This window comes from Mucilaginibacter sp. GW821-FHT07H05, from assembly GCF_059418485.1.
Map to the genome: position 1 here is coordinate 460,268 of NZ_JBWKPY010000002.1, position 26,401 is coordinate 486,668.

Sequence of the window (26,401 nt, forward strand, 5' to 3'; positions counted from 1 at the left end):
ATGCATGAATATTAATTTGTGCGTGTGATGGTGATTTAACCACAAAGATTTACAAAGGGAGGAACACAAAGGGCACAGGGATTTTTACCCCCGTTGTCATTTCGAACGAGGTACAAGGAGAAATCTTCTACGGGATGACTGTTGCCTCGTATAAGATTTCTCCTCACGCCATTTCACAGGCCTCCCTTGTTCGTTCGAAATGACAATGCGTAAAAAAAGGCCCGGTGCGTTTCGCACCGGGCCTTTAAATATCATTCAGAGCCTAATCTCTAATTAACTAACCTCTAATCACTAACTAACAATACTGCTCAAACGCGCCAATCAGGTTGTCGGCAATCATTTGTGCGGGGCGGCCTTCAATCTGGTGACGCTCTATAATATGTACCAGTTTACCATCTTTAAATAAAGCCATCGATGGTGACGACGGAGGGTAAGGCAGCATATAAGCGCGTGCTTTATCAACCGCTTCTTTTTCCATGCCGGCAAAAACGGTTACCAGTTTATCAGGGTGTTTTGCACTGCCTGCAGCCATACGGGCAGCCGGGCGGGCGTTAGCCGCGGCACAGCCGCAAACCGAATTAACCATTACAAAAACGGTTCCTTCGCTTTCAATAGCCTCGGTTACCGCTTCGGCATCTTTTAGCTCGGTAAAACCTACTTTGGTTAGTTCCTCGCGCATGGGGGCAACTAAATATTCAGGGTACATCATTTTGTATCTTTTTTAATTCTGTGTTTTGCAGGTACAAAAATATCAAAACATTAGGATAATTTTTTTTTCGCGCCAAATAATAACATTGTACTGACTTTCGTTTAACTTTACACTAACCGGTTAATACAAATAAGCCGGCAAAAAGTTTTACCTAATTTTAGTAACTATTGATGAACTTAAAACAAAGGTATTTGAGTAGAAATTTTTTTACAAAAAAATCGTCGCAGCAGCCCCTGGCTGAAACCATACACATTAAGACCAAAAACTTAACGCGGTTAAAAATATTAACCAGCGTTGCCCTGTTAGGTGCCATTGCCTTGTTTACCATAGTGGTGAACCTAACCCGCAAAACCGAGGAGCAGGCTAACGAGAAACTGAAACTGTTAGCGCAGATCAACTCCCTGCACAAGCAACTGGGCGAGGAAAGCCAGGCGCTTGATTCGGTTAGTAACCAACAGCAAACCCGCGATGAAAAAGCGATGAGTTATATTGGCAGCATTGAACAAAAGCTGACAAAAATTAACAACTATTTAAGTAAGCGCGGCCTGAATGGGTTTAGCTTTAAACATATTGCGCCGGCATCAAAAAAAAGCCAGGCATCAAGCGATGCTATTTATTCAAGCTACGACAATTACCTGAGCCGCCTGGTCAGCAACGTGGGTTATATGCCTATGGGCTACCCGCGTATCAGTTCGTTCACCTCGTTTTTTGGTTATCGCGGCAACCCCTTTGATTTTGGGAACAGTGAGTTTCACCCCGGCATTGATTTCCGCGGCAAAACCGGCGACCCGGTAAAGTGCACGGCTAACGGCACAGTTGAATTTACCGGACGGGCCGGTGGTTATGGCAATTGCGTACGCATTAAGCACATTAACAATATCGAAACCGTTTATGGGCATTTATCGCGCATTAATGTGCGCGAGGGGCAAAAAGTGAACGTAGGCGATGTAATAGGCAAGGTAGGTTCAACAGGACGGTCAACCGGCCCGCACCTGCATTATGAAATACGCCGCAATGGCCGGGCTGTTAACCCTAAAGAGTACCTGAGTTTGAATTGAGATTTAGTGAGTAGTTACAACTTAAACTTAATCAACTGCTCACTTAATCAAACCATTACTTAAATTTAATATGGTTTTTTAGGGCAATTGATTATATTGCAGGTTCTAAACTATCCCAATTTAAAAATGAGAAAACTGGCTGATGTTAGTACGGTAATAATTTTAAATAAAAACCAGCAGGGTACTAAAACACTACAAATTAAAACCAAGCATATCAGCCGTTTTAAATATTATATTTTAGGCGTATTAAGTGTTATTGGTTGTTTATCGGCAACTATTGCTTATTTAAGCAATCAGAACAAAAAGCAGGAGCAGGAGAAACAGCAGCTGCTGGCCCAAATCACTAAATTAAAAGGCAGCCTCCCTACCGTTGCCGATCAAAGCGAAAAGACCAGCGCGCAATCCTACATACAGGCAATTGAAAACAAGCTGCAAAAAATAAACAGCTATTTACGTAAACGGGGCATACCGGGCTTTTCAACAAAAAACGTAGGCGGCAATACCAAAGCCGAAGCAGCCAACCTAAGCGACAAAGAAAAATACTCGTTATACGATGATTACCTGGCGCGCCTGGCCCACACGGTATCCAATACCCCAATGGGTTACCCCCGCATCAGTTCGTTCAGCTCATTTTTCGGCTACCGCAGCGATCCTTTTAACACAGCCAACGCCGAATTTCATCCCGGGATAGATTTTAAAGGCAGCAAAGGCGATGCTGTAAAATGCACCGCCAACGGCACTATTGTTTTTGCAGGCTGGTTTGGCGGCTATGGCAACTGCGTACGCATACAGCATATCAACAGCCTGGAAACACTGTACGGGCACCTCTCGCACATTGATGTAAAGGTGGGCCAAAAAGTAAGCGCCGGCGATATCGTTGGCGAGGTTGGATCAACCGGGCACTCAACCGGCACACACTTACATTACGAGGTACGTAAAAACGGCCGTCCGGTTAACCCGGTAAAGTTTTTGAGCATCAACAACTAATATTTATCCGATATAAAATTTAAGGGCATGTTTAAAAAATCGGCTAAGATGGAGATTGATCAGCAAACTATTTCGAGCATTATTAGCGAGGGATGTGTGATTGAAGGTAGTTTTAAAGCGCCCGCTTTTGCACGTATTGATGGCCAGGTAATTGGCGATGTAACTATTGAGCAGGGCCTGATATTGGGCGAGAAAGGCCACATCAAAGGCAACATCAACACCAAACAAATGGTAGTTTACGGTTATGTTGAAGGCAATATCAGTGTTGAAATGCTGGAAATACGCAGTACAGGCAAAATTAACGGCGATATAAAAACCGGCACCATACAAGTTGAAGCCGGCGCCGTTTATAATGGTAATTTAAGCATGGCTTAATTATCTGTTATAAAAAATCTACTCCAAGTAGTTTATTTTTAAGCCGCGCAGAATTGACGCAAAAAAATCGCGTGAAAAAAAACCACAATTATTGACATTTGTCTTAAAATTTATTGATAATCAATGATTTACGTGTGTGGAAAACGCAAAAAATTAACACTTTTTTTGCCTTGTTTTTACGATAATTTTGCATTATATATAATTAACGCCACTAAAAAAGCCACTTGTTAGAGCAAGTGGCTAATTAGTAAGTTACGACAGAATTAACTATCATTTGACTTCACAACACAAATGTAGAAATTCTTAGTAATCCAAGGCAAATGTTTTACTTAAAATGTAATGCTTATGGCAAAACAAGAATTGTTACTGTATGCCTGCCAAATTTCTGTGCTGGTATTAAAAATGATTGAAGCATTTATCAGCATCTTCAAAAAAGCCCGAACTAAGTAGTTTGGTTACGCCCGGCACATCGCCGGGCTTTTTTTATGCCCAAAATTGCAAATACCGCCTTGCTTTCATCATTAGCCATTCCTTTGCTATATTAATGGGATACTTTATCTTATGGGACTCTTAAAAGCCACATTTAGGTTTTCTCCGGACTATTAGTTAATTTTGCATTCTTAAATTATTGAATACTATGTCATCATCAGTAGAAACCGCTTTCGTTAAATATAAAGTAAAAGACTTTTCGCTGGCCGAATGGGGCCGCAAGGAGATTGAATTGGCCGAAGCAGAAATGCCGGGCTTAATGGCCCTGCGTGCCGAATACGGCCCATCGCAACCGCTTAAAGGCGCGCGTATTGCGGGCTGTTTACACATGACCATCCAAACCGCCGTGTTAATTGAAACACTGGTTGCCCTGGGTGCCGAGGTTACCTGGTCGTCATGCAATATCTTTTCAACCCAGGATCATGCCGCTGCTGCTATTGCTGCCGCTGGTGTATCTGTTTATGCCTGGAAAGGATTAAACGAGCAGGAATTTGACTGGTGTATCGAACAAACCCTATTCTTTGGTGAAGACCGCAAGCCGTTGAACATGATCCTGGACGATGGTGGTGACCTGACCAATATGGTATTTGACCGCTATCCTGAGCTGGTTGCCGGTATTAAAGGTTTATCAGAAGAAACCACTACCGGTGTACACCGTTTATACGAACGCATGAAGAATGGCACTTTGCCAATCCCTGCTATTAACATTAACGATTCGGTTACCAAATCAAAATTTGATAATAAATACGGTTGCCGCGAATCGTTAGTTGACGCGATCCGTCGTGCTACCGACGTAATGATGGCTGGTAAAGTTGGTGTTGTTTGCGGTTATGGCGACGTAGGTAAAGGTTCGGCCGATTCTTTACGTAACGCCGGTGTACGTGTTATCGTTACCGAAATTGACCCCATCTGCGCCCTGCAAGCGGCTATGGAAGGCTTTGAAGTGAAAAAACTTTCGACCGCCATTACCGAAGCTGATATTGTGGTTACCGCTACAGGCAACATGAACATCGTTCGCGAGCAGCATTTCCGCGCGTTGAAGGATAAAGCCATTGTTTGTAACATCGGCCACTTTGATAACGAAATTGACATGGCCTGGTTAAACGGCGCTTATGGCAATACCAAAATTGAAATTAAACCACAGGTTGATAAATATACCATCGACGGTAAAGACGTAATTGTTTTAGCCGAAGGCCGTTTGGTAAACTTAGGTTGCGCTACGGGCCACCCAAGCTTTGTAATGAGTAACTCGTTCACTAACCAAACTTTAGCCCAGTTAGAGCTTTGGATGAACACCGACCAGTACGAAAATAAAGTATATGTATTACCTAAGCACCTGGACGAAAAAGTTGCCCGCCTGCACTTAGCCAAAATTGGCGTTGAGCTGGAAGTGCTTGACCAGGACCAGGCCGATTACATTGGCGTAACTGTTGACGGTCCGTTTAAGGCGGATTATTACAGGTACTAAGTCTTAAGCCGAAAGTCATTAGTCTTAAGAAATATAAAGGAGATGGTTTTAGGGCCATCTCCTTTTTTATTCAACATAAGGTATTGAATTTCATCTGTTTGCAATATTACGATAAGCTAAGAATTAAGAACCATGAAGTATGAACCATTAATTATTACCTTTGCGCTATGATTATTGAGGTGTTAAAATCCAAGCTTCACCGGGTTAGGGTAACGCAGGCCGAATTAAACTACGTGGGTAGCATAACTATTGACGAAGAATTGATAGAAGCCGCCAATATTATCCCTAACGAGAAGGTGCAGATTGTTAATAATAATAACGGTGCCCGCTTTGAAACCTATGTAATAAAAGGCGAACGCGGCAGCGGTACCGTATGCCTTAACGGCGCTACCGCCCGGCTGGCCCAGGTTGGCGATATCATTATCATCATGTCGTACGCGTACATGGAAATGGACGAGGCCCGTGCTTACCAGCCTATATTGATATTCCCGGATAACGATAATAAGCTGCTGAAGTAATCCTTAAAACACTTACTGTTGATTAGGGTAAGCCGCAATGCTTAGCACCACATGCAGGCTAACATCCTTTGTGTTTTTGTTGCGCAGTTTATAAGCCATGCGTACCCTAAGGCTGGGCTGGCGTATCAACTCATCTAAAAAATGGCTGTTATCAATATCCAGCACCAGGCTGTTGCCCACGGTGGGGTTAATATCCTTGCGGGATGCTACCATCTCTTCACCCTTGCCGTCGGTTTTTGAAACATAGATCTGTACATAAGCCAATTGCCCGATATTAAAATCAGACGGATCGGTAGCCTGCACCTTGGCCGATATAATACGCACTGCGTTTATATTATTAGCATCGTTACCGCCCTTCACAAAATTTTGATCGAAACTGGTAGCCGTACTGACAGATGAGTATTCCTTACCTGCTTCGGATGTGCGGGGGATTACCAGCGTAGTAGTATACGGGAAGGTTGATTTAACGATAGATTGCATTGTTCCACAAGCGGTTAGCGCCAGGCTAACCAGCAACAGGTACAGAATTTTCATAATAGGCTTATAAATAGTTCGGTGCTACGGCAAGTTAATCAAATTTTCAATTAACGATGCAATCAGTTAATCTGATTTCTTCTGATATTCAACAGTTGTTTTTTGCAGATGTTTGATTGGCATTTGATATAAAAAAGGGATTACGCCTGGCTGATATGCTTAAATTTAAGGAGGCACATAAAATCTGATAGGGAAAAAGCTTTTTTGGTGATAATTTGATAACTTAGTGTTACCAATGATAGCCCGCCTAAACATATTTATTATTTGCATTGCCCTTATGCCTGTTGCAAGCTTTGCACAGAAGGATTCTACCTATTATTTTAATAAGGATGGCAAGTTGATAGGCAATAAAGATAGCGCCGAGTTTTACCGGGTGGCAAAGTATAGCAGCAATGGCCTGGATTTTACCTTTACCGAATATCGCAAAGACGGCACCCGGGTAGAAGCATCGGCCAGGGGATTTGTTGATAACCCACGATACAATAGCTATGTAAACCTGTATTATAAAAATGGCAAGCCTTGCGAGATGCACCAATACACCAATGGCAGCCCCACCAAAACGCTGCGCTATCACCCAAACGGTACGTTGGTACAAACCATTATATATAAAAGCGAGCCCGGAATGCCCTATATGCGGATGATATATGAGGCCGATTCGGCCGGGAACGTTAATATTTTAAATGGCAACGGTATCCGTAAAGAAAAGGCTGTTTTTAAAAATGGCGAATTTAGCGAAAAGTATGAATGGCAGGGTGCTTACAAAAATGGCGCCCGCGATGGCTTATGGAAAGGAAGCGACGAGTACGGTATTACCTTTGAAGAGCTTTATGAACGCGGCATGCTAATATCAGGAAAAAGCATAGGTGCCGATGGAAAAAAACATCACTATACCAGTATGTTTGAAAACGCAACTTATAATGGCGAATTCGGCGAGGTGGAAAAACGTATAAAAGCCACCCTTAAAAATCAGGGAGATACCGCCCGGCTTAAATCAAATGCATTACATGTTTTGCGCTTAAGTTATACCGTAAATAACAAAGGTGTTTTGGAGGATATTTACGGGTACAATGCAACCGATCTTTCACCTGTTTTGCTGGACTTGAAGCCCGTTGTTATAAAAGCTAACCCGGCAGTTTTAAGAGGGGTGCAGGTAAAATATCATTACCCGGCAGCACGCCTCATCATACCCTATGCGCTAAGTAAAATGACGTTTACGGTACCTGTAAACAATAATGTTATTTTCAACTCACATTAATAATTACCCCTAATATTAGCATTACCAATGTTAGCCAGCCGAAAAATCTTACTGATCTGTTTTGCCATGGCCTCTTTTAAAGTCCTGGCCCAAAATAAAAATACTTTTTTCCTTAAAAATACAGGCGAGTATGTCTCTAAATTAGACAGCGCCGACTTTATCAGGATTGTTAAAGAACCAAATCCGGGCGAAAAGCTGTATCGCGTATTTGATTTTTATCCTAAAGGGCAGGAAAAAATGGAAGCCACATCAAAAACCATCGCGCCGGTTACACTTGAAGGAACTGCCATAAGCTTTTACATCAACGGAAAACGAAAAAGAATAGCTGAATACAAAAACAACAAAATAACCGGCGACGAATCGATATACTATCCCAATGGTATGCTCAATATCAGCAGGCATTACAGCAATCCTGACAGCCTTAACGCAGATAACAAGCCGGTACCGCAAACCGAATTGCTTACAGCTTGTAACGACTCGACCGGAAAGATTTTGGCTGCAGACGGCAATGGATATTATATAGCCTACAATGACGCCTTTAGCCGCGTTTATGAAGAAGGCAACATTAAAAATGGCAAACGCGATGGCGCCTGGAAGGGTTATGATGACCGCTATAAAGTAAGCTTTACCGAAAGTTATACTGTGGGGCAATTTGTATCCGGCACGGCTACAAATGCAGAGGGCATTCCTGTCAATTATAAAACCCGGTTTAAATTACCCAGCTATGAAGGCGGCCTTAACGGATTTTCTAACTTTTTGTCACAAACAATCAGGTATCCGGCCGTTGATAGGGAAAACTATATCCAGGGTACGGTACAAATTAAATTTACCATCACTAAATATGGCGAACTGGCAGATATCAAAATCCTTAAACCCGTAAGTGTTGCCATAAATGCGGAAGCCGTGCGGGTACTTAAACTTTCAGCCGGTTTTTGGGAAACAGCTATAGCGTACGGGCGGCCGATTGATTATTTTCTGGTGGTACCGATAGCCTTTCACTTACAAAACTGAGTCGGCAAAATACAGCCCCATGTCACATTTGTGCGATTTTAAAAAAAACATCACATAATCGCACATAAACCCTATCTTTGCACCCCGACGCTGAGGTCGGGTTTTTTCGCTCCCAGCGCATAGTATTCAAAGTCCAAAGTCGGTAGTTCAAAGTCCAAAAGTTATAAAATTTGGACAGACTTAAGACTCAGGACTTAAGACTTAAGACTTATAAAGACTATGCCCAAAAATAATTCCATCAAGTCAGTATTGATCATCGGTTCAGGCCCTATTATTATAGGCCAGGCTTGTGAGTTTGATTATGCCGGTTCGCAAGCCGCGCTATCCTTAAAGGACGAGGGGATCACCGTATCCATCATTAACAGTAACCCGGCCACTATCATGACCGATAAGGTTATTGCCGATCACGTTTACCTGTTGCCGCTTACCTGCGCCAGCATTGAGCAAATACTGCAGGAACAACAAATTGACGCCGTACTGCCTACCATGGGCGGCCAAACCGCGCTTAACCTTTGTATTGAGGCTGATGAACGCGGAATCTGGAAAAAATATGGTGTAAGCATAGTAGGCGTTGATATTGCCGCTATTGAGAAAACCGAAAACCGCGAGGCTTTCCGCCAGTTAATGGTGGATATCGGCGTGGGGGTTGCAACCTCAAAAATTGCTAACTCATTTTTGGAAGGTAAAGAAGCCGCGCAGGAAATTGGGTTCCCGCTGGTGATACGCCCAAGCTATACCTTAGGTGGTAAAGGTGCCGGCTTTGTACATAAAAAAGAAGATTTTGACCAGGCCCTGAGCCGCGGCCTGCAGGCATCGCCCACTCACGAGGTTTTGGTAGAGCAGGCTGTTTTAGGCTGGAAGGAATACGAGTTAGAGTTGTTACGTGATAATAACGATAACGTAATTATCATTTGCTCTATCGAAAACTTCGACCCGATGGGCATCCACACCGGCGACTCGATCACCGTGGCCCCGGCCATGACGCTGAGCGACCGCTGCTACCAGGAGATGCGCAACCAGGCCATAAAAATGATGCGTGCCATTGGCAATTTCGCGGGTGGCTGTAACGTACAGTTCTCGGTTAACCCGGCCGACGAAAGCATTATCGCTATCGAGATCAACCCGCGTGTATCGCGTTCATCTGCCCTTGCATCAAAAGCTACCGGTTACCCTATCGCTAAAATAGCGGCTAAACTGGCCATTGGTTATAACCTGGATGAAATAGAAAATCAGATCACCAAAACCACTTCGGCTTATTTTGAACCTACGCTGGATTACGTGATTGTGAAGATCCCCCGCTGGAACTTCGATAAATTTAAAGGCGCTAACCGCGAACTGGGCTTAACCATGAAATCGGTAGGCGAGGTAATGGGCATTGGCCGCAGCTTTATAGAGGCGCTGCAAAAAGCTTGTCAGAGTTTGGAGATCGGTCGCGCCGGTTTAGGTGCCGATGGCCGCCAAAGCCGCAACCTGGACGAGATTATGCATAGCCTTGAACACCCAAGCTGGGACAGGCTGTTCCACATCTACGATGCCATGAGCCTGGGCGTACCTATCGAGTCTATCCGTAAAGTAACCAAGATTGACCGCTGGTTCCTGAACCAGATCTTTGAACTGGTTGGCCTGGAAACCGAACTGCGCCGCTACTCGCTGAATAATATCCCGCGCGAATTTTTATTTACCCTGAAACAAAAAGGTTTCTCGGACGCGCAGATCGCTTTCATATTAGGCAACGTAACCGAAGAGGATGTTTACCAGCGCCGCAAAGCCTTAGGTATGCACCGGGTTTATAAAATGGTAGATACCTGCGCTGCCGAGTTCCAGGCTAAAACGCCATATTTTTACTCGACTTATGAGGGCGAGAATGAAAGCATCGTATCTGATAAAAAGAAAATCATCGTATTAGGATCGGGCCCTAACCGTATTGGCCAGGGTATTGAGTTTGATTACAGTTGTGTACACGGACTGTTAGCCGCTAAGGAAACCGGTTTTGAAGCCATCATGATCAACTGTAACCCCGAAACGGTATCTACCGATTTTAACATGGCTGATAAGCTGTACTTTGAGCCGGTATTTTGGGAGCACGTACGCGAGATCATCGAACTGGAAAAACCCGAAGGTGTGATTGTTCAGCTTGGTGGCCAAACGGCTTTGAAAATGGCGGAGAAACTGCACGAGCATGGCATCAAAATCATCGGTACATCGTACGATAACATGGATATTGCCGAAGACCGCGGCCGTTTCAGCGATCTGTTGAAAGACCTGGATATCCCATACCCTAAATACGGTGTTGCCGAAAGTGCCGAAGAAGCGCTGGTTGTAGCCCACGAAGTTGGTTACCCCGTATTGGTGCGCCCAAGCTACGTATTAGGCGGACAGGGCATGAGCATTGTGATTAACGATGAAGACCTGGAAAAAGCGGTAGTAAACCTGCTGAAAAACCTGCCCGGCAACCGTGTGCTGATAGACCACTTTCTTGACCGTGCTGCCGAGGCTGAGTCGGACTCCATCAATGATGGTGAAGACGTACATATCATCGGCCTGATGGAACACATTGAGCCGGCCGGCATTCATTCAGGCGATTCGTACGCGGTATTGCCGCCGTTCGATCTGTCGGAATCGGTGATTAAACAAATGGAAGACCATACCATTAAAATAGCCCACGCCCTAAATGTACGCGGCTTGCTGAATATCCAGTTTGCGATAAAGAACGATAAGGTTTATGTAATAGAGGCTAACCCGCGTGCGTCACGTACGGTGCCATTTATCGCGAAAGCTTATGATGTGCCTTATATCAACATCGCTGCCAAAGTAATGCTGGGTACCCATAAATTAAAAGACTTCAAAATAGAGCGTAAACTGAAGGGATATGCTATTAAAGAGCCGGTATTCTCTTTCGATAAATTCCCGGAAGTTAATAAAGAATTAGGCCCTGAAATGAAATCGACCGGCGAAGCCATCCGCTTCATCCCCGACTTGCAGGACCCATACTTCAGGCATTTGTATAAAGAGAAATCGATGTACTTGTCTAAGTAAGGTTAAAGCTTAAAGTAAAAGGCGTCCCGATTTGATCGGGGCGCCTTTTTTGTTATCTTCAAGTTCCCTCCCGGGCTACCTTTTTTCATGCCCCGGAGGGGCTACCTGTTTGTAGGTATTTGATCCCAGAAAACGTCACAGCTCCGTAGGTGCTGCCCTCAGTTGCAAATCGAATCATAGATTTCGATATGGGGTAGCCTCTCCGAGGCATTTTTGCTTTTTTTTGTTTGCTACAAACAGGTAGCCCCTCCGGGGCATAAAACTTCTATTAATCGTAAAAAGATGTGGGTACACGGTAGTTCTGGGAGGGAACTAAAAAAAGTAACGCCACTACTTCGTCACCATCAACCCCTTTACCTCAAACATTAATAGCTGCCTGGGATTGGCTTTCACGGTATGCTGCCTGCTGCCGTTTCCACCGGCATAGTGCTGGCGGTCATCGGCTATAATTTGTTTTTGCGCCACACCCTCCATAATAATGTAACGGTTTTTAAGGCTTGCGGGAATAGTTACACCAAAATTTTTAAAGTGCGCGGTAATAATACGCCCGTTCCCGGCATCCACATCAAACCAGCCACCTTTGCTTTTGGTAACCAATGTTACCCGCCCCGATACCGAAACGCTGATGCGGGTGCGCTTGCCCATATATTTTTCAAGGCTGGTAGCCAATATTAATCCGGTGCGGCTGGGCTTGCGGCCATATACCGTTCCGTGCGGTATGGGTTGTTGCGCCGGGCTTACGGCTATTAACAACATACAGATGAGTGAAAGCAGCTTCATTTTTAACGGGATATTTGTTTTATTACAAATTACGGGCGTAAAGGTTTCGGGCGGTTTATGCCTTATTGTTAAATAGTGTTAAAATATCGCTGCAGGTTAATATCTTTGCGGATAAAGCTGTTATTTTAACGTTTTATCTTTATCAACAAAAATGAAGTTATCGCTACGAAACATAAGTATATTTTTAGTATTGCTGATGCCCGCTGTTATTGTGTTTAGCGGCTGTAATAAATCATCAGATGATACAACCGAGTTTGTGCCCGTTGTAACAACCAACGGTGTTATAACCGATTTAACTACTACCTCGGCACAAAGTGGGGGTTATGTTAGCAATTTTATAACCAACAGCATAACAGAATATGGTGTTTGCTGGAGCTCAACCAACAAAACCCCGGTTATAACCGATTCAAAAACACCGCTTACAACAGCCAATGTTCTCCATTTTTCGGCTGCTATTACAGGCTTAAGTGCTAAAACACTTTACTATGTAAGGGCCTATGCAACCAGCACTAACGGTGTTACCACTTATGGCAATGTAATACAGTTTACTACACCAACCACTACATTTTCTATCTCCGGCACAGTAAGCACCTATGCAGGCAGCGGTGCCGCCGCTTATACAGAAGGTCCACTAAAAACTGCGGCCTTTAACAGTCCGCGGGGTGTTGTGGCCGATGCGGCAGGCAACTTGTACATAGCCGATTCTTTTAACAACGTTATCCGTAAAGTATCGGCAACGGGTACGGTGACTACGCTTGCCGGAAATGCTACAGCCGGTTACGCTAATGGCACCGGATCGGCGGCCAGCTTTTACAGTCCGCAAAGCATTGCTATCGACGCATCGGGCAATTTGTATGTATCTGATGTTGGCAATAACGCTATCCGTAAAATAACACAAACCGGTGTAGTTACCACACTGGCAGGCGGCAATGGCTATGGCTATGCTGATGCTACAGGTGCTTCGGCTAAATTTACCAGTCCGGCAGGTTTGGTGGCTGATGCATCGGGCAATATTTATGTTGCCGACAGGGGTAATAGCGCTATCCGTAAAATTACACCGGCAGGTGTAGTTACCACCGTTGCTGGTACTAATGCAGCCGGTTATGCCGATGGATTAACCACCGCCGCACGCTTTAATAACCCATCGGGCATTACTATTGACGCGGCAGGTGTGCTTTATGTGGCCGATCTGTCTAATAACGCGATCAGGCAAATTGCTACCGACGGAACGGTAACCACCGTTGTCGGCGATCCAAAAACACAACCCCAGGTAATTAACCTGCCTGTAGCCATCACCACCGACAAAAACGGCAATATGTTTATCTCGGACGAATCAGGCCGTATCATGGAGGTCTCCGCAACTACTAAAGTACTTTACACCATTGCAGGCAGTATCAATACATCAGGTTATACCGAAGGTGTTGGTGCGGCTGCTAAATTCAGCAACCCGCAAGGTTTAACTACCGACGCGGCCGGCAACATTTATGTGGCTGATTACAACAACAATGTGATACGCAAGGTGGTAATAACCACAGTACCGTAAGGATTGCATTTCAAGATATTTTAACGGCGTAGCTTTATTGGTTACGCCGTTTTTTTGTGGATGTCAGTCTGAGCCTATCGAGACTGCGTGCAGAGGGCCTGCCCACCATGCTTCGACAGGCTCAGCATGACACCCATTTATTATCTACCCAAACAATAACGAAAACACCTCCTCGATACTACCCACAGGTTTTACGGCTATTTCATAACGGGTCAGGTCTATCCGCTTTTTGTCTTCGCCACCAGTGGGGAGGTTGTACTTGGAGATAAAGATCTGCTCGAAGCCCAGTTTTTGCGCTTCGGCTATGCGTTGCTCTACCCGGTTAACGGCGCGGATCTCGCCCGATAAGCCGATCTCGCCCGCGAAGCAGGTTTTAAAAGGGATGGGAATATCCTCGTGCGATGAGATGATGGCCGCGGCCAGGCCCAGGTCAATAGCCGGGTCTTCTACACGGATACCACCGGTAATATTCAGGAATACATCTTTGGCGCCTAATTTAAAGCCACAGCGCTTTTCCAGTACGGCCAATAACATATTCATGCGGCGGGTATCAAAGCCCGTAGCCGAGCGCTGAGGCGTGCCATATGCCGATGTACTAACCAGCGCCTGCGTCTCGATCATCATGGGCCGCATACCCTCCAGCGTGGCCGATATGGTGATACCGCTTAAGGGTTCATCGCGTTGCGATAATAAGATCTCGGATGGGTTGGATACTTCACGCAGACCAGCCCCCAGCATTTCATAGATCCCCAGTTCGGATGCCGAGCCGAAACGGTTCTTCACCGCCCGTAATATGCGGTATACATGGTGGCGGTCGCCTTCAAATTGCAGTACTGTATCAACCATGTGCTCTAATATCTTCGGACCGGCTATCATGCCATCTTTGGTGATATGGCCAATCAGGAATACCGGCGTACCGCTCTCTTTGGCAAAACGCAGCAGTTCGGCCGTACACTCCCGCACCTGCGATACACTACCCGGCGTAGATTCGATATGTGCCGAGTGCAGCGTTTGGATAGAGTCGATCACTACCATTTCGGGCTGGATATGTTCTATCTGTTTAAATATGTTTTGAGTTGATGTTTCGGTCAGGATATAGCAGTCGGAGCCCCCCCCGCCCCCTGAAGGGGGAGTGATTTGTCCCTGGCCCCCTTCAGGGGGTTGGGGGTTAGTTAAGCGCTCGGCCCGCATTTTTATCTGCCGGTCGCTTTCCTCGCCCGATACATATAGCACGCGCAAGCCCGGCATATTCAGCGCCAGTTGCAGCATCAGGGTTGATTTACCGATGCCAGGTTCGCCCCCTATCAGCACCAGCGACCCGGCCACGATGCCGCCGCCCAATACCCGGTTAAACTCCTTATCAGGGGTTAAAGTGCGATGCTCTTCGTCAAACTCTATCTTATCTATCGGTACCGCTTTGTTAGAGCGTTGCAGGGAACTGGATTGCGGTTTCCAGTCGGGTACCGACGGGTTGTTCTTTTCTACTATTTCCTCTACGAAGGTATTCCACTGACTGCATGAAGGGCATTTGCCCAACCACTTAGGTGCTTCGAAGCCGCAGCTTTGACAGAAATAGGAGACTTTTGTTTTGGCCATTTGTTTTGAATGTGCAGATGTGCTTATATGCAAATGTGCAGATGATTCAAAAATGCTAATTTATTTTATAAATTGCTAATAATATTAGGATTTAAGTCCCGGGAATAAGCTCTTTCAAAAAGCCATACTCATTTTCTGGGATTTTCATCAAGTCTGCAATCTCCAAAGTCAAATCGTAAAATGGCTGATCAATTAAAATAGCATATTCATAAAGTTGTGTAACGATATGATTGAAACTTACTTCGTATTCATTGTAATCCAAATACTCCTTAGCAATATTAATATCTTTTTCAGGCAAGCCCAACTCCATTGCTTTGTTTATCTGCTCGGCAATTTTTTTGGTAAATAGCACTTTTTTTGAAAAACATCCTCCAAATTAAACTTTCGATATCAGAAATACCAGGTAAGGTCACAAAAAAAGAGCCTCGACAAATCGGGGCTCTTTTCAATATCTTTCGGACTTTCCGACTTCCGGACTAACTACAATTTAATCTCTTCATCCTTCGATGAGAAGAAATGGAACTCGGTGATTTGGTAGTTAGGGTTTGATTTTACCTTGATCCATTGCTTGTACTTAAAGTACCATTTCATTTGGCGGCTAACCAGGCCTTGTTTAATGTAGGCCTCAATATATGGGTGAACGGTAAGGGTAATGCTCTTCTCGTTCTGTTCAACCAGTATAAAGTTAAAGTTGTTCTCAATGTCGTCCAGCAATAATATCGTCGGGCGGATGGTGCCGGTACCGTTACAGGTAGGGCAAACTTCGCTGGTAACAATATTCATTTCAGGGCGTACACGCTGGCGGGTAATTTGTACCAGGCCAAATTTACTTGGCGGCAGGATGGTGTGTTTAGCCCTATCGTGCGACATTTCGGTGCGCAGGTAATCAAACAGGTCCTTGCGATTGTTTGGCTTGTGCATGTCTATAAAATCGATCACCACAATGCCCCCCATATCGCGCAAACGCAACTGGCGCACAATTTCCTTAGCAGCTTCCTTGTTAACCAAAAAAGCGTTCTCTTCCTGGTTCTCTTTATTAGCTGTACGGTTACCGCTGTTTACGTCAATAACGTGCAGGGCTTCGGTATGCTCTATAACCAGGTAAGCGCCGCCGGCCAGGTTCACGGTTTTACCAAAGGCACCCTTAATTTGCTTCTCGATACCGTAATGCTCAAAAATGGGGTCTTTGTGCTTATGCAAGCGTACAATGTTCTCCATCTCGGGCGATATATCATGCACATACGAGCGAATCTCTTCATAAATCGTATTATCATTCACATAAATGTGCTGAAAATCCTTATTTAACAGATCGCGCAGGAGGGTGCTGGTACGGTCAATTTCGCCTAAAACTTTTTTGGCAGGTTCTGTAGCCGGCAAGCGTGTAATAAAGGTTTCCCATTTGGTTACCAGGTCAAGCAAGTCCTTTTGCATTTCGGCCACGCCCTTTCCCTCGGATACAGTACGGATAATAACGCCGAAATTTTTAGGCTTTATGCTCTCGATAATTTTACGCAGGCGGTTACGCTCGGTATTGCTCTTTATCTTTTTGGATATCGATATCGCTTCGGAAAAAGGGCAAAGCACTACATAACGCCCGGCTATGGATATATCCGAACTTAAGCGTGGGCCCTTAGTACTGATAGGCTCTTTTGCAATTTGCACCGGGATTAATTGGCCCTTAGTTAATACATCAGATATTTTACCTGATTTATTAATGTCCAGTTCCGGTTTAAAATTATCCAGCAGCTTAGCCGTGTACCCGCCGCTTTTAACCATTTTGGTTAATTTAAGCAAACTTTGTACTTGCGGCCCAAGGTCAAGATAATGCAAAAAGGCATCCTTCTCGTAGCCAACATCAACAAAAGCAGCGTTTAGCCCCGGCATAATCTTTTTGATACGGCCAAGGTATATGTCACCAACAGTATAATTGTTGCTGACATGCTCTTTATGTAGTTCTACAAGTTGTTTATCCTGTAATAAGGCAATAGTAGCCCCGTTGGGGGTCGAATCGATAATTAATTCTTTTATCAACTGCTACTCCATTTCTTAAACCCGGCAAAGCGCCCGGTATAGATGAAAGGTAAACAATAAAATAACAAACCCGTTAAAAGCAGGTAAAATAAGCTATTAATCAATAGCTTATTTTTTCTTATGCCTGTTTTTTCTCAAACGTTTTTTACGTTTGTGGGTGGCCATTTTATGTCTTTTACGTTTTTTACCGCTTGGCATAATGCTAATTTTTTAGTGTGTAATTAATTTTTTAATTCTTTTATAAAATCATCAATGCGCTTGCCGGCAACCGGGTCCTGCATTAGTTCTTTACATTTTTGGTAAGCTATAATAGCTTCTTGTTTCTGGCCCATTTGCTTATAGCTTTCGGCCAAGTAAAAGTAGGCTTCTACTTCCGGCTTCTGTGCTAAAATGGTTTTAAAACGTACTACCGCCTTATCATACTGGCCCGATTTTATGGCAAACAAACCTAAATTATAGTTCGCGTTCCGGTTGTTCGGGTCTTTAGCCACTACTTCAAGCAGTAGGCCTATGCCTGTCATGGGCGATGGCGCACCACCGTTCACATCGGCTATGCCTAAGCCTGTTTTCGCATCCAGGTTATCGGGCTTCATTTTGGTAGCATGCTCAAAAGCCTCTACCGCGTTCAGCACCAATGCCGATTGGATCGTCGAGTCCTGGCTAAACTTAAAGGCATCGTTAAAACGGTTGCCTGCATTAAGCCAGTCTGCAAAATCATTTTGCTTGCGGGCCAGTTCCAAGTAGTAAAAGGCGGCTGGCGCGGGTTGATTTACATCGTCCCATTGTTTGGCCAGTTGCCTTTGTAACGCTTCCTTTTGCTGATCGCCCGAAGCATTTTTCAGTTGCTCTTCCAGGTCGGTTATCTTTGCCGAAAGGTTAGCGCCAATAGCTGTTTTTGCTGTAGCCGAAACCATGTCGGCGCTAACGGTAACCACGGGCTTTGAGCCGGCAACCATACCGTTATTGGCTTTGCTTTCCTTGGGTTTTACCAAACCCTTAACCGGTTGCAGATACAAATAGCCTATAACAACAGCAACTGCTGCAATAACGGCTATTTGTTTCCCTTTCATGTTCCCTTAAATTATTTGGCTGTTTTGGTTTTGTTACCTGTTCTTACTTTCTCAACAAAAGTTTTTGCAGGTTTAAAACTTGGCACAAAGTGCTCGGGGATAATAATGGCAGTATTTTTTGAAATATTACGGGCGGTCTTTTTTGCCCTTTTTTTCACTACAAAACTACCGAAACCTCTCACGTATACGTTTTCGCCGCCTACCATAGATGTTTTAACCACCTTGAAGAACGCCTCAACAGTTTCCTGAACGTCTACTTTCTCAATACCTGTCTTCGATGAGATCTCAGCTATAATTTCTGCCTTAGTCATATCTGATTTTCTTTTTATTTATATGTAAATACTTAACTGATTTGGGGTTGCAAAAGTATTGCTTTATTCGGAAAGATTGAAATAAAAGATGATTTTTTTCAACATGCCCCGAAAAACGTTACAAATGGGCTACTTTGAATGCGTATTTTTGCCCTTATGTCCCTATCAAACGAGCTTATTAACTGGTATCAGCAAAACAAACGCGACCTTCCCTGGCGGCATACTACAGACCCCTATGTGATCTGGCTATCTGAAATTATATTGCAGCAAACCCGTGTAGAACAGGGCCTTCCGTACTTTAACCGTTTTTTGGAAAAATACCCCACCGTAAGCCACTTTGCCGCGGCCGATGAAGATGAGGTACTGCATTTATGGCAGGGACTGGGCTATTATTCGCGCGGACGCAATATGTTAGTAACCGCCCGGTTAGTGCAGGAAAATTACGGCGGGAAATTCCCCTCGGCCTGGGACCGGCTGATTAAGCTGAAAGGAATTGGGGCTTATACTGCCGCTGCCATTGCATCGTTTGCCGCTAACGAGGCCCGGGCCGTGGTTGATGGCAACGTATATCGTGTATTGGCCCGCTACTATGGCATCACCGAACCGGTTAACGGCACACAGGGCAAAAAAACATTTCAGCAATTGGCCGATGAGGTGCTTAACCGCGATGAGCCGGCCCTGCATAACCAGGCCATGATGGAATTTGGCGCTATGCTTTGCAAGCCAAAAAACCCGGCCTGCGGTATTTGCCCGGTGCGTTTAGGCTGTTATGCTTTTAAGCACAATGCCACTACGGGATTGCCGGTAAAACTAAATAAACTAAAAATCCGCAATAGATATTTTAACTATTTATTAATAAAAGATGCCGGTCAGGTTTTAATACACAAGCGCGGTACCGGCGATATATGGGCAAATTTATATGAGTTCCCTTTGATAGAAACGGATGAATTAATGGAGCCGGGCGAGGTGCTGAATTTACCACAAGCCGCGCGTTTTATAGCCGAAAATGCTAAAATAGAATTGGTACACCCCATCCGCAAACATGTGCTTACCCACCAGCATTTATATGTAAGGTTTATAGAAATAGCTGGTTTTAAAAATGAGTTAGAAGGAGATTATTTTTTCGTTGACGAAAAAAAATTAAAAAATTTAGTGCTGCCTCAAATCATTTTTATATTTTTAACTAATTTTTTAAATTAAAAACTAATTTCCTATTTAAACTATGTCTGGAATTAATAAAGTTATCCTTGTGGGGCACCTGGGTAAAGATCCTGAAATTCGTCACTTAGAAGGTGGGGTAGCCGTTGCAAGTTTTCCGCTGGCAACATCTGAAACATTTAATAAAGACGGCCGAAAGGTAGAACAAACCGAATGGCATAACATTGTGATGTGGCGGGGACTGGCCGATGTGGCGGCCAAGTTTTTGCAAAAAGGAAAACTGGTTTATATAGAAGGTAAAATACGCACCCGGTCGTTTGAAGACAGGGAGGGCATTAAAAAATACACGACCGAAATTGTTGCCGAAAACTTTACCATGCTGGGAAGAAAAAGCGACTTTGACGATAACCAACGCATAACCGTAAAATCTGACGGATCGGTAACCGACTTTGGTGCCGCTGCCGATGACGACCTGCCTTTTTAAAAGAAAACAGGCCTTTTACTAACCATTGAAGCCGTCCGGGATTACCGGACGGCTTTTTTGTGCTTTATTGTTTGGTGTATATAAACAGGGCGCAGTTGGCATTTAACGGGCAAGGATACACAAAGTTAAATGTTGTTTTATCGGTATTAAACGCAACCTGCTGTGATGATACTGACGAAATAGTTAAATAAGGTATCAGGTCTTTCAGATCAGTATAAGGTTCGCCGGGCTTTGCTTTAGACTGATCTAACCCCAATACACTAATACCGGTCTCTTTAAGCGTAGTACCATCAAAACTAAAATTGGCGGTACTTTTATAATCGTAACCTAATATTGCTTTGGTGTTTGTTTTTACAAAGCTGCGGGTAAACAACACGGTACTGTCATCATTAAACTGGTAGGTTTGGCGAACTGTTACACTCTCGTTATATACATATTCGCTTACCCATACGCCCATAATACCGCTATCCTTTTTGTCCTTCTTACAGGAGGACATCCCCATTAACAATACTGCTGCTAATAAATAATAAAGTTTAATTGTTTTCATATCCGTGGTTTTTTATTAATTACGGATGAATACAGCGTTACGCTACAGTTTAAAACAAACCACCCGGCACGGATGCACCGGGTGGTCAGCAGCCTCACCCTGCCCTCTCCAAAGGAGAGGGTTCGAGGAAAGGTTAATTCATAAGCCCTCTCCTTTGGAGAGGGCTTGGGTGAGGCTCGCCTATCTCCCGCCCGGCGGGCAATGCTCTTTTAAATATTTAGTATACAACGTACGCAAATGCAGCGATGTCCCCGCACCTTCTGATATGCCGTGTGTACGGTTGGGATATGGCATCACCTGGAATTGCTTGTTGTATTTAATTAGTTCGTTAATCAGCAGTTCGGCATTTTGATAATGCACATTATCGTCACCTGTACCATGCACATATAGCAGGTTACCGCGCAGGTTTTTAGCGTAAGTAACGGGCGAACCTTTGATGAATGGCTCGCGACCGGCTGCATCGGTTGGCACGCCCATATAACGCTCCTGGTAAATATTATCGTACGATAACTGCCAGCCCACGGCGGCTACAGCAATGCCTGTTTTATAAATTTCAGGATATTGGAACATCAGGTTAAGGGTTGATGAGCCACCGCCGCTCCAGCCCCAAACCGCCACGCGCGATGAATCTACAAAAGGCCATTTAATGATCTCCTTAGCAGCCATAGCCTGATCGCGGACATTAATGATACCGATGTTTTTGTAGATGGATTTACGCCACTCGCGGCCTTTAGGCACAGGTGCCCCCCGGTTATCCAGCGACATATAGATGTAGCCATCGTTAGCCATATTGCCTACGTACTCGCCATTGCGGCCAACGCCGTAGCTATCGGGCGCGGTTGCCGATGCAGGCTCGCCATAAACCATAAATACAACCGGGTATTTTTTGTTCGGGTCGAAATTGGTTGGCTTCACCATCCAGCCGTCCATCTCAATACCATCAACTGTTTTTACTTTAAAAAACTCGGGCCCCTTAGCTTTGTTGGCCAAATCCACTTTGATCTCGGCACCGCTAATGTGTTTATGATCGGGCAGACTGATCAGTTCCGATGCATACGGCGTATAGCTGTTGCTGAAAGTATGCTGCGCTATTTTACCGTTAGGCGATATGGCATAGCTATGTGTACCGGGCTGGTCGGCCGGACTGATCCGTACCGCCTTACCACTGCCGTTCAGTTTTACGCTGTACAGGTATTTCTGCGTAGCGTTCTCGGGCGATGCCGTGAAATAGATCACACCACCGGCTTCATCAACCAAATCAATGTTAATCACATCATAATCACCTTTGGTGATCAGTTGCTCCTTACCATCCCTGTCGATGGTGTAAATATGATTCCAGCCGTCCTTTTCGCTCAGCCAGATGAATTTCTTGTTATGGTCTATCCATTTCCAGCCCTCAGCATCGCGTACATCAACCCAGGCTTTATCGGTTTCCTGGTGCAGGATGTGGGTTGTTCCGTTTGATATATTGCCTATAAAGATCTTGCTCTCGTTTTGCGGGCGGTTTAATTGCAGCAGCATAATTTCGTTAGCGTTATTGGCCCATTCCATACGGGGGATATAATGCTGTATCGGGTCGCCGGGCACATTCATCCAGCGGGTTTGTGCGGTGGCTACATCAACCACACCCACCTTGCACGAGCTTGGGTCTTCGCCTGCTACAGGGTACTCAACCGGCACTACAAACGAGTAGGTCGAATCCGTCGTATTCAGCATCAAATAGTTTTTGATCTTGCTGGCATCTATCTGCCAGTAGGCAATATTCCGGCCGTCCGGCGACCAGCGGAACCCATCGCGGCAATCAAATTCCTCTTCGTACGCCCAATCGAAAGTACCGTTGATCAACTTTTTGGTGCCATCGGTGGTCAGCGGTTTAATAGCGCCACTGGTCATGTCCTCCACATAAATATTGTGTTCGCTTACATAAGCTACCTTACTGCCATCGGGTGCAAACTTGGCAAACATCAGCGATGCATCGGGCTTGCCTTTACCCAGCTTTTTCAGCGCCTTGGTTTGCAGATCATACACCCAGTAATCGCCGCGGGTATCATAGCGCCAAACACGTTTGGTGTTGGTGTTTAACAAAACTTTCTGACCGTCGTCCGAGAAAGCGAAGCGTCTTGGAGATAAAGCCGGCTGCCCGGCAGGGGTAAGCATAGCAGCGGTTACCAGTGTATTGGTTTTCGAGGCGTCGCGGATATCCAGTTCCACTATATTACCCCCTTGCAGGCGATAGTAGTGATAGCCATCTTTTGCCCATTGCAGGCCACCGCGCTGGGCGCTGGCCAATTGGCAAACAAACACCAGGCATACGGTTAATAAGCGCAGGCCCTGATAGCGAAATTTCATCTTCATATATTTTTAATGTTTAAAAACTTTAACAGTGTTATATGTTATTAAATTTGGCGTTAAATTAATACTTTCCCCACCATAATTTATATAGGCCTGTCATGAAAAAAATAAGCAGCTTTTGTATAGCTTGTATCGCGTTTATTGGCGTAGCCCGGGCCCAGGTGGCCGACAGGGGCAACTTCATCCGCGACAGCCTGGATATTTATATGAACCGGGCCCTTACCAATTGGCGCATTCCCGGCGTGGCCGTTTGCGTGGTGAAGGATGGGAAAGTAGTGGTGATGAAAACCTACGGCGTTAAGGAATTAGGCCTGCCCGCCAAGATTGATGAGAACACCCTGTTTATGATAGGCAGCAATACCAAAGCCTTTACCGCAACGGCCCTGACCATGTTGCAGGATAAAAAACTGCTATCGCTGGATGATAAGGTAACCAAATATATCCCCGAGTTTAAGCTGGATAACAAACCGGCCGGCGAAATGGCTACCGTGCGCGATTTGCTGTGCCACCGCCTGGGTTTCCAAACCTTCCAGGGCGATTTTACTTTTTACAACACCAGTTTATCCCGCAGGGAGATCATCGAAAAGATGGGGCATGTAAAAGCTACCTATCCCTTCCGTACTAAATGGGGCTATACCAACTCGGCATTTTTAACCGCCGGCGAGATTATCCCCAAAGTTACCGGCAAACCATGGGAAGCCTATCTAAAGGAAAACATTTTTGCCCCATTGGGCATGACCAATACCATTGCCCTTACGACCGATATGCCCAAATCGTTAAACCGCACCGCGGCGCATACCTTGGTTGATGGCCGCCTGGTAGCCATTCCCTATTGCCAGATAGACGGGCTTGCCCCCGCAGGCGCTATCAGCTCGTCTATCAGCGATATGAGCAAATGGGTGATGGCCTTATTGGATAATGGCAAAGTCGGCAGCCGTCAGGTGATTCCCCAGGCAGCCATAGCTGCCACCCGCGAACCGCAGGATGTGGTAAGCAGCGTACGCCATTTAAACGGCGAAACGAATTACCAGCTTTACGGATTGGGTTGGTTTTTGCAGGATTACTCAGGGCACCGCATTGTGATGCACGATGGCGGGGTGAACGGCTATGTATCATCGGTAACGCTGGTACCGCAAGATCGTTTGGGTATCATCATCCTCACCAATACTGATCAAAACAGTTTATACGAAGCCCTGCGCTGGGAAATTATGGATGCCTATTTTAAACAGCCTTACCGTAATTACAGCGAAGCTTATCTTAGTTTTTATAAAACCAACCAAAATAACGACCAGTTAGCCGATAAAAAACTACGCGATACCGTAGCCATGAAACGGCCAACAGCCATGCCCCTGACGGCCTACACCGGCAAGTACTTTAACGATCTGTATGGCAACATGACCATCAGCATAGGCGGCGAATTAGACCAACTGCAACTCCGTTTTGAACATCACCCCAAAATGTTTGCTACCGCGCAGCCTTTAGGCGGCAACCGCTTTTACGTGGTATTTTCGGATCCGGAACTGGGTAAGGCAGTTTTCCCCTTCACCTTTGCCAATGGTAAAATAAGCAGTGTAAGGGTTAAGGTGGCCGATTTTATTGAGATGACGGCTTATGATTTTAAGAAGTTGTAGGGGACTGTGCACCCTGTTTCCAACCAGTTTGTCATTGCGAGGTACGAAGCAATGACAAACTGGTTAAAGCATGTATACATAAAAAAAGTCGTAAGCCTAAAGATAATACTTTAAACTTACGACTTTGGACTAAAGACTTAAACCCTACCGCTCCAACTTAGCTACCCTTGTAGGCGTATCCTTGCCGGAAACAATGGTGCGTGAGCTTAGCGCGATGGCACGGATAGTAGCCACAATATTGTTTACATCAAGCGTTTTAAACTCGTCGGTTACTTTATGGTAATGCGGGTCGACATCTATCATGTCTGTTGATATGGTGTGCGCCGGTACGCCTAAACGGGCCAATGTGGCGTTATCACTACGGTAGAACAGGTTTTGTGTTGGATACGGATCCGGGTAAAATTTAAAGGCGGTGCCTTCCAGGTTCTTTTGCAGGATCTGCCCAAAATCCGACCGTTCATAACCGGTAATAAAAGCCGAATTAGGGCCGAACTTTGAATCCTTACCGATCATTTCGATATTGAACATGGCCACTACTTTATCAGCATTAACCGTAGTTGTGAAATGGCGCGCACCGAAGCCGCCAATTTCCTCGGCGCAAAAGGCTACAAATATCAGGGTACGCTCGTTGCTGTTTATTTTCTTATAATATTTAGCCAGGCTGATCATTGCTGTTGTGCCCGAAGCATCATCGTCGGCACCGTTAAAGATACTGTCGGCTTGTCCTTTGGCAATCCCCAGGTGGTCATAATGGCCCGAGAATACCACAAACTCATCTGGCTTACTTTTACCCGGGATCATACCTACTACGTTAAACAAAGGAGCAGCTTCGGTTTTTACCTCCACACTGGCGGTAATGGTTTTAATATCGCCAAAATTACCAAGCAGCGTAATCGTTTGATCGGGACTGGCTTTGGCAGCAACGCTGCCGCTGGCCGCGCGGTTGCGCATCCGGGTAAACATGCTTGCTGCCGATGTATCCAGCAGCACCAATCTTTTTCTTACCCCGGTGCTTGTAGTGCCGTTACCGGCTCCGCCACCACCCGGGCCACGACCGCCGGCAGCTTGCTTAACAATATCCACGCCTGTCATATCGCTCCAGGTAAATGACGCACCCGACGCTGCCACAAATTTATCGGCAGGTACTTCAACCCCGTTAATAGTTAGTTTAGCGCTCAAAACCGTAGTTTTTACCATTGGCGGGATATTTTGCCTGAAACCGGTTTCGCCTGTCAGCGGTTGAAGTCCGGCTTTTTTAAACTCGCCTTCAATAAAGGTGGCGGCTTTATCTATCCCGCGCGAAAAGGTTGCACGGCCTTCCATATCATCAGCTGCCAGGGTTTTGATAATGCGCTCCACATCCTTTTGGTCTATCAGCTTGTTTACATCCTGCGCAAAGGCCCCTAAAGTGGTGGCTAAAAATGCGCCTGCTAAAATATATTTCTTCATCATAATCGG

Annotated in this window: 23 protein-coding genes; 12 read left to right on the forward strand and 11 right to left on the reverse strand. The window is 45.2% G+C overall.

Annotated elements, in window-relative coordinates:
* Window positions 1-295: 295 nt before the first annotated feature.
* Window positions 296-706: a BrxA/BrxB family bacilliredoxin gene (locus tag AC07M6_RS06085; protein ID WP_494888451.1), complete on the reverse strand. Its 411-nt coding sequence runs from the start codon at window positions 704-706 to the stop codon at window positions 296-298.
* A 194-nt stretch (window positions 707-900) separates the two neighbouring features.
* Here AC07M6_RS06085 and AC07M6_RS06090 point away from each other — a divergent pair, with 194 nt between their 5' ends.
* From AC07M6_RS06090 to panD, 5 genes are all read left to right on the forward strand, one after another.
* The gene (locus AC07M6_RS06090; RefSeq protein ID WP_494888057.1) at window positions 901-1,767 is read left to right on the forward strand and encodes a M23 family metallopeptidase; all 867 of its coding nucleotides are present in this window, start codon (window positions 901-903) and stop codon (window positions 1,765-1,767) included.
* 126 nt (window positions 1,768-1,893) lie between these two features.
* Window positions 1,894-2,754 carry a peptidoglycan DD-metalloendopeptidase family protein gene (locus AC07M6_RS06095; protein ID WP_494888059.1) on the forward strand — a complete coding sequence of 287 codons (861 nt, stop codon included), beginning with the start codon at window positions 1,894-1,896 and terminating at the stop codon, window positions 2,752-2,754.
* A gap of 27 nt (window positions 2,755-2,781) precedes the next feature.
* Window positions 2,782-3,129, forward strand: a complete 348-nt coding sequence (locus AC07M6_RS06100) for a bactofilin family protein (RefSeq protein WP_494888061.1) — start codon at window positions 2,782-2,784, stop codon at window positions 3,127-3,129.
* Between the two features lie 637 nt (window positions 3,130-3,766).
* Entirely contained in the window at window positions 3,767-5,086 is a 1,320-nt protein-coding gene (gene ahcY, locus AC07M6_RS06105) for an adenosylhomocysteinase (protein ID WP_494888063.1), read from the forward strand.
* Window positions 5,087-5,253: 167 nt separating this feature from the next.
* Window positions 5,254-5,604, forward strand: coding sequence for an aspartate 1-decarboxylase (gene panD / locus AC07M6_RS06110; RefSeq protein WP_494888064.1), 351 nt, complete (start codon window positions 5,254-5,256; stop codon window positions 5,602-5,604).
* 12 nt (window positions 5,605-5,616) lie between these two features.
* Here panD and AC07M6_RS06115 read toward each other — a convergent pair whose 3' ends face one another.
* The gene (locus AC07M6_RS06115) at window positions 5,617-6,138 is read right to left on the reverse strand and encodes a hypothetical protein (RefSeq protein ID WP_494888065.1); all 522 of its coding nucleotides are present in this window, start codon (window positions 6,136-6,138) and stop codon (window positions 5,617-5,619) included.
* A gap of 277 nt (window positions 6,139-6,415) precedes the next feature.
* Between AC07M6_RS06115 and AC07M6_RS06120 the strand changes: the two genes are divergently transcribed.
* The 3 genes from AC07M6_RS06120 to carB all read left to right on the forward strand — a co-directional run bounded on the left by AC07M6_RS06120 (window position 6,416) and on the right by carB (window position 11,440).
* A complete protein-coding gene (locus tag AC07M6_RS06120; protein ID WP_494888066.1) occupies window positions 6,416-7,393 on the forward strand; it encodes a toxin-antitoxin system YwqK family antitoxin in 978 nt (325 codons plus the stop codon).
* 66 nt (window positions 7,394-7,459) lie between these two features.
* On the forward strand, window positions 7,460-8,404 hold the full coding sequence (locus AC07M6_RS06125; protein ID WP_494888067.1) for an energy transducer TonB: 945 nt from the start codon (window positions 7,460-7,462) through the stop codon (window positions 8,402-8,404).
* 219 nt (window positions 8,405-8,623) lie between these two features.
* On the forward strand, window positions 8,624-11,440 hold the full coding sequence (gene carB, locus AC07M6_RS06130) for a carbamoyl-phosphate synthase large subunit (RefSeq protein ID WP_494888068.1): 2,817 nt from the start codon (window positions 8,624-8,626) through the stop codon (window positions 11,438-11,440).
* A 330-nt stretch (window positions 11,441-11,770) separates the two neighbouring features.
* Here the strand turns inward: carB and AC07M6_RS06135 are convergent, their stop codons facing one another.
* On the reverse strand, window positions 11,771-12,220 hold the full coding sequence (locus AC07M6_RS06135) for a DUF4920 domain-containing protein (RefSeq protein WP_494888070.1): 450 nt from the start codon (window positions 12,218-12,220) through the stop codon (window positions 11,771-11,773).
* A 151-nt stretch (window positions 12,221-12,371) separates the two neighbouring features.
* Between AC07M6_RS06135 and AC07M6_RS06140 the strand changes: the two genes are divergently transcribed.
* On the forward strand, window positions 12,372-13,763 hold the full coding sequence (locus AC07M6_RS06140; protein ID WP_494888071.1) for an NHL repeat-containing protein: 1,392 nt from the start codon (window positions 12,372-12,374) through the stop codon (window positions 13,761-13,763).
* Between the two features lie 144 nt (window positions 13,764-13,907).
* On the opposite strand, the gene radA is transcribed toward AC07M6_RS06140, so the two are convergent.
* The 5 genes from radA to AC07M6_RS06165 all read right to left on the reverse strand — a co-directional run bounded on the left by radA (window position 13,908) and on the right by AC07M6_RS06165 (window position 18,771).
* Window positions 13,908-15,359 (reverse strand): DNA repair protein RadA, encoded by a 1,452-nt coding sequence (radA, locus tag AC07M6_RS06145; protein WP_494888072.1) that lies wholly within the window; start codon window positions 15,357-15,359, stop codon window positions 13,908-13,910.
* Between the two features lie 91 nt (window positions 15,360-15,450).
* Window positions 15,451-15,711: a MafI family immunity protein gene (locus AC07M6_RS06150; RefSeq protein ID WP_494888074.1), complete on the reverse strand. Its 261-nt coding sequence runs from the start codon at window positions 15,709-15,711 to the stop codon at window positions 15,451-15,453.
* A 128-nt stretch (window positions 15,712-15,839) separates the two neighbouring features.
* Window positions 15,840-17,390: an Rne/Rng family ribonuclease gene (locus tag AC07M6_RS06155; RefSeq protein ID WP_494888075.1), complete on the reverse strand. Its 1,551-nt coding sequence runs from the start codon at window positions 17,388-17,390 to the stop codon at window positions 15,840-15,842.
* Window positions 17,391-17,611: 221 nt separating this feature from the next.
* A complete protein-coding gene (locus AC07M6_RS06160) occupies window positions 17,612-18,460 on the reverse strand; it encodes a tetratricopeptide repeat protein (protein ID WP_494888076.1) in 849 nt (282 codons plus the stop codon).
* Between the two features lie 11 nt (window positions 18,461-18,471).
* The gene (locus AC07M6_RS06165; RefSeq protein WP_494888077.1) at window positions 18,472-18,771 is read right to left on the reverse strand and encodes an HU family DNA-binding protein; all 300 of its coding nucleotides are present in this window, start codon (window positions 18,769-18,771) and stop codon (window positions 18,472-18,474) included.
* Between the two features lie 156 nt (window positions 18,772-18,927).
* Between AC07M6_RS06165 and mutY the strand changes: the two genes are divergently transcribed.
* The gene (gene mutY, locus AC07M6_RS06170) at window positions 18,928-19,971 is read left to right on the forward strand and encodes an A/G-specific adenine glycosylase (protein WP_494888078.1); all 1,044 of its coding nucleotides are present in this window, start codon (window positions 18,928-18,930) and stop codon (window positions 19,969-19,971) included.
* Between the two features lie 22 nt (window positions 19,972-19,993).
* Window positions 19,994-20,413, forward strand: a complete 420-nt coding sequence (locus AC07M6_RS06175; protein WP_494888079.1) for a single-stranded DNA-binding protein — start codon at window positions 19,994-19,996, stop codon at window positions 20,411-20,413.
* Window positions 20,414-20,477: 64 nt separating this feature from the next.
* On the opposite strand, the gene AC07M6_RS06180 is transcribed toward AC07M6_RS06175, so the two are convergent.
* Both AC07M6_RS06180 and AC07M6_RS06185 read right to left on the reverse strand, forming a co-directional pair.
* Entirely contained in the window at window positions 20,478-20,960 is a 483-nt protein-coding gene (locus AC07M6_RS06180; protein ID WP_494888080.1) for a hypothetical protein, read from the reverse strand.
* 180 nt (window positions 20,961-21,140) lie between these two features.
* Window positions 21,141-23,309 (reverse strand): S9 family peptidase, encoded by a 2,169-nt coding sequence (locus tag AC07M6_RS06185; protein WP_494888452.1) that lies wholly within the window; start codon window positions 23,307-23,309, stop codon window positions 21,141-21,143.
* Window positions 23,310-23,410: 101 nt separating this feature from the next.
* On the opposite strand from AC07M6_RS06185, the gene AC07M6_RS06190 reads away from it, so the two are divergent.
* Entirely contained in the window at window positions 23,411-24,943 is a 1,533-nt protein-coding gene (locus tag AC07M6_RS06190; RefSeq protein ID WP_494888081.1) for a serine hydrolase, read from the forward strand.
* A 144-nt stretch (window positions 24,944-25,087) separates the two neighbouring features.
* Here the strand turns inward: AC07M6_RS06190 and AC07M6_RS06195 are convergent, their stop codons facing one another.
* Complete coding sequence (locus AC07M6_RS06195) at window positions 25,088-26,395, reverse strand: M20/M25/M40 family metallo-hydrolase (protein WP_494888083.1); 1,308 nt, start codon at window positions 26,393-26,395, stop codon at window positions 25,088-25,090.
* Window positions 26,396-26,401 lie beyond the last annotated feature (6 nt).

Bases quoted from the DNA above. Each gene is read 5' to 3' on its own strand.
- AC07M6_RS06135 (WP_494888070.1), bottom strand. From the start codon at position 12,220: ATGAAGCTGCTTTCACTCATCTGTATGTTGTTAATAGCCGTAAGCCCG.
- AC07M6_RS06185 (WP_494888452.1), bottom strand. From the start codon at position 23,309: ATGAAATTTCGCTATCAGGGCCTGCGCTTATTAACCGTATGCCTGGTG.
- AC07M6_RS06160 (WP_494888076.1), bottom strand. From the start codon at position 18,460: ATGAAAGGGAAACAAATAGCCGTTATTGCAGCAGTTGCTGTTGTTATA.
- AC07M6_RS06195 (WP_494888083.1), bottom strand. From the start codon at position 26,395: ATGATGAAGAAATATATTTTAGCAGGCGCATTTTTAGCCACCACTTTA.
- AC07M6_RS06190 (WP_494888081.1), top strand. From the start codon at position 23,411: ATGAAAAAAATAAGCAGCTTTTGTATAGCTTGTATCGCGTTTATTGGC.
- AC07M6_RS06125 (WP_494888067.1), top strand. From the start codon at position 7,460: ATGGCCTCTTTTAAAGTCCTGGCCCAAAATAAAAATACTTTTTTCCTT.
- ahcY (WP_494888063.1), top strand. From the start codon at position 3,767: ATGTCATCATCAGTAGAAACCGCTTTCGTTAAATATAAAGTAAAAGAC.
- carB (WP_494888068.1), top strand. From the start codon at position 8,624: ATGCCCAAAAATAATTCCATCAAGTCAGTATTGATCATCGGTTCAGGC.
- AC07M6_RS06165 (WP_494888077.1), bottom strand. From the start codon at position 18,771: ATGACTAAGGCAGAAATTATAGCTGAGATCTCATCGAAGACAGGTATT.
- mutY (WP_494888078.1), top strand. From the start codon at position 18,928: ATGTCCCTATCAAACGAGCTTATTAACTGGTATCAGCAAAACAAACGC.
- AC07M6_RS06095 (WP_494888059.1), top strand. From the start codon at position 1,894: ATGAGAAAACTGGCTGATGTTAGTACGGTAATAATTTTAAATAAAAAC.
- AC07M6_RS06120 (WP_494888066.1), top strand. From the start codon at position 6,416: ATGCCTGTTGCAAGCTTTGCACAGAAGGATTCTACCTATTATTTTAAT.
- AC07M6_RS06175 (WP_494888079.1), top strand. From the start codon at position 19,994: ATGTCTGGAATTAATAAAGTTATCCTTGTGGGGCACCTGGGTAAAGAT.
- AC07M6_RS06115 (WP_494888065.1), bottom strand. From the start codon at position 6,138: ATGAAAATTCTGTACCTGTTGCTGGTTAGCCTGGCGCTAACCGCTTGT.
- AC07M6_RS06180 (WP_494888080.1), bottom strand. From the start codon at position 20,960: ATGAAAACAATTAAACTTTATTATTTATTAGCAGCAGTATTGTTAATG.
- AC07M6_RS06140 (WP_494888071.1), top strand. From the start codon at position 12,372: ATGAAGTTATCGCTACGAAACATAAGTATATTTTTAGTATTGCTGATG.
- radA (WP_494888072.1), bottom strand. From the start codon at position 15,359: ATGGCCAAAACAAAAGTCTCCTATTTCTGTCAAAGCTGCGGCTTCGAA.
- panD (WP_494888064.1), top strand. From the start codon at position 5,254: ATGATTATTGAGGTGTTAAAATCCAAGCTTCACCGGGTTAGGGTAACG.
- AC07M6_RS06085 (WP_494888451.1), bottom strand. From the start codon at position 706: ATGTACCCTGAATATTTAGTTGCCCCCATGCGCGAGGAACTAACCAAA.
- AC07M6_RS06100 (WP_494888061.1), top strand. From the start codon at position 2,782: ATGTTTAAAAAATCGGCTAAGATGGAGATTGATCAGCAAACTATTTCG.